Here is a 2779-nt window from a genome sequence, read left to right as displayed (position 1 = left end):
TCTTGACTCCAGGCAAGTCTAATATATAGTCTAAATAAAAGTCCATGACAGTAAATGTATTGTTTGTTACATTATACACCATAAAGTCAGGAGAGCCAGACTGACGACATTGACGCTTTTGCGATCGCTTGCTGGTACTTCGACAAACCAGAAGCCAGCTACCTCAAGATTCGAGATTTCCTGGTGAGCCAAATCAAGCAAATTTGCTTGAGAATCGAGCATTTGAACCGCATTCAATCCCCGATTATCAACAGAATGAGGCAGGAGTTGGCTTGGCAGTGCCCGGAAATCGCTCAAGTGCGATCGGCAAAAATGCAAGAAGAATTACCACCTCTGCTGTGGGGGTGGCTGGCGGGGCGACGAAAGTCAAAAAAGTACGATCGCATTTTGGAGGCAACGGTCGGCTCTGGCATCGAATCCCAAACTCGCTGGGCTGCTAACCAATACTGCGAAATTGAGGAGGAAATCTTTAAGCTCAAAAAGCAGTTGGTTCAACTCATCGACAATGGGCAGTTTGACGAATATCGGCGGATTTTTACAAAATTCGGTTTTGGCTACCAACTACAAGGTTACTTGCTGGGAGCAATTTATCCAATCGAAGACTTTTTGAAAGACGGCAGACCGGAAGTAAAAATCAGAAAAAATCGCAGCACCGGGAAAGAATCTAAGCTCAAACTTTCAGAGCGCCGCTTCATGAGGGCGGTCGGCATGGGCGTGATTCGCGATGACAGCGGCCAGAAGAAAAAGGGAAAGCAGTCCGGCAGCGCGCTGTGCAGGAAAGCCCTCTGGCAATGGTGTTTCACACGACTGGAAGTTAGCCGGAACAATCCACCTCTAAAATTCATTTACGGTCAGGGCGCTGACGCTGAGCAAATATCCCCAGCGGAAAATTTAAAACGGAGAAAAAAGGGTGGCACTCCAATTAAACTAGCCCGCCAGCGAGTGATAGCCCGCTGCGTCCGCGAACTTTTCAAAGAACTGTGTGCCATCGCCAAAATCTAAAATCTAAAATCCAATTTAAAGACCCACAGGAGTAATCTACCTGTGGGTCTTTAAATTAGTAAAACGTTGTTACAGTGAAGACAAAAGCGGCGCAACAGCGACGAAACAGTTAAACTCACAGGTGATGGCACGCGCCTCCGCAGCGAGCAACAATCGCGGGCATCGCAGCGTCTGCACAGCACGTAGCTGATGCTTCGCTGACAATCAACTTTCCAAGATGCCCCTATCTGCCGCCGCCGTTATTGACGCAATTGCGTGATTGAGATCCGGCTCGCTGCCACCTCAAACCATGATTTTTCGCGATCGGGCGTGATATTTGTAGGTTAGTTGGGCGCATAGCAGCTAGGATCGAGCTAACTCATGGTTACACTAAAGCTCGTCATGCGGCGTTGCCTCTCAAAAACCCAATTGAGTCTTATGGCGCACTACCGCTCCACTTTACGTTTGTTCACCTGCATTGCCTGCCTGGGCGCTGCCTTCATTCCCAGTGCGGAGGGAAGGCAACAGATTGTCATTGCTTCCTACCAGGTTGTTTCCCAAGAAATTGCTCAAGCAGACTCTCCCCCGGACTCCAGCCAGGACTCCAATCCTCCACAATCCTCTCCAGCGCCCGATAAAAACAAATCTAAGCCGTCTAAAAAACAAAAATCTAATTCCAAAATCCCGAAACCAATCTCCAATATAATTGTCATTTTGTCACGCCAGCGGGGGTTGTTAATGTTGGGTTTGGCAGCAGTTGTCGTCACGGCAGCGGCAGTAGCGATCATGCTGAAATTAGTTAGCAGTGGCGAGTCAAATAATTCTAAGCGAAGACGGGTTCGAGGCGATCGCCAAAACCAAAGAAACTCTCGATTCACCAATCCCGATGCTCAGAGAAACAGGCACGAAATGGGACAGCAACAGGTTTCTTCTGGGGGACTCAAACCGCTACCAGCATTGCCCTACCCTGTCAATTTCCCCAAGGGCTACAAGATCGAGAGCACCGATCTGCCTTTACCGTTTATCGTGGAATCTGGGCAATCAGAATCCGAGGATGCAGGGGTAGAGGGCGATCGAATTAATTCCGACACCGCCACAGACGAAAATCGCAACAACGGCTACAGCGACTCAGGTTTCAATATTCCAGAAACAACTAATCGAGCCGATGCACTAGCGAATCGGAAGAAAGATATTTCCCTTCCCGAAACGGAAGTCAGACAAAAAGTTGATATTATTGAAACACTCATTGAAGATTTGCAGCACCTCAATCCGGCCTCTAGGCGCAAAGCAATTTGGGAACTCGGGCAGCAGGGAGATTCCAGAGCCGTTGAGCCGTTGCTGAATTTATTAGGAAATTCTGACTCTAAGCAGTACAGTTTAATTCTGGCAAGTCTCTCAGAAATTGGCATTCGCACGCTCAAACCCATGAATAATGCCTGGTCAATTTCATTGCAAAATGAAAACCCGGAAGTGCGGAAAAATGCGATTCGCGACTTGACACGGATTTACGAATTGGTGAATCAAATCAGTCACTTGTTGCACCGCGCGACGGACGATCCAGATGCAGAAGTTCAGGAAACAGCTCGCTGGGCAATTAATCAGTTGAATCGCATTCGTCCGCGTTCTGGGAGGGATGATTAATGTTCTGTTGACTGTTGACTGTTGACTGTTGACAGTTGACAGTTGATACCAAATTTACATAGGGCTTGCTGAAAAATCAATCACATATTGCGTGGCATAGGTTTAGATGGCGCGAGGGAGAAAAAAGTGCAAGATAAACAGGTAATATAGATCAAAA

At 47.6% G+C, this 2779-nt stretch carries 2 protein-coding genes; both read left to right on the top strand.

Annotated elements, in window-relative coordinates; translation table 11 throughout:
* The first annotated feature begins 183 nt into the window (after window positions 1–183).
* Window positions 184–1002, top strand: coding sequence for a hypothetical protein (locus JGK16_RS32430; protein ID WP_293193987.1), 819 nt, complete (start codon window positions 184–186; stop codon window positions 1000–1002).
* Between the two features lie 417 nt (window positions 1003–1419).
* Complete coding sequence (locus tag JGK16_RS32425; RefSeq protein ID WP_293193989.1) at window positions 1420–2622, top strand: HEAT repeat domain-containing protein; 1203 nt, start codon at window positions 1420–1422, stop codon at window positions 2620–2622.
* The last annotated feature ends 157 nt before the right edge of the window (window positions 2623–2779 follow it).

Origin of the sequence: Microcoleus sp. PH2017_09_SFU_O_A (genome assembly GCF_020738625.1) — a bacterium.
Lineage (GTDB): Bacteria > Cyanobacteriota > Cyanobacteriia > Cyanobacteriales > Microcoleaceae > Microcoleus.
This window is presented reverse-complemented; position numbering and strand designations above follow the sequence as displayed.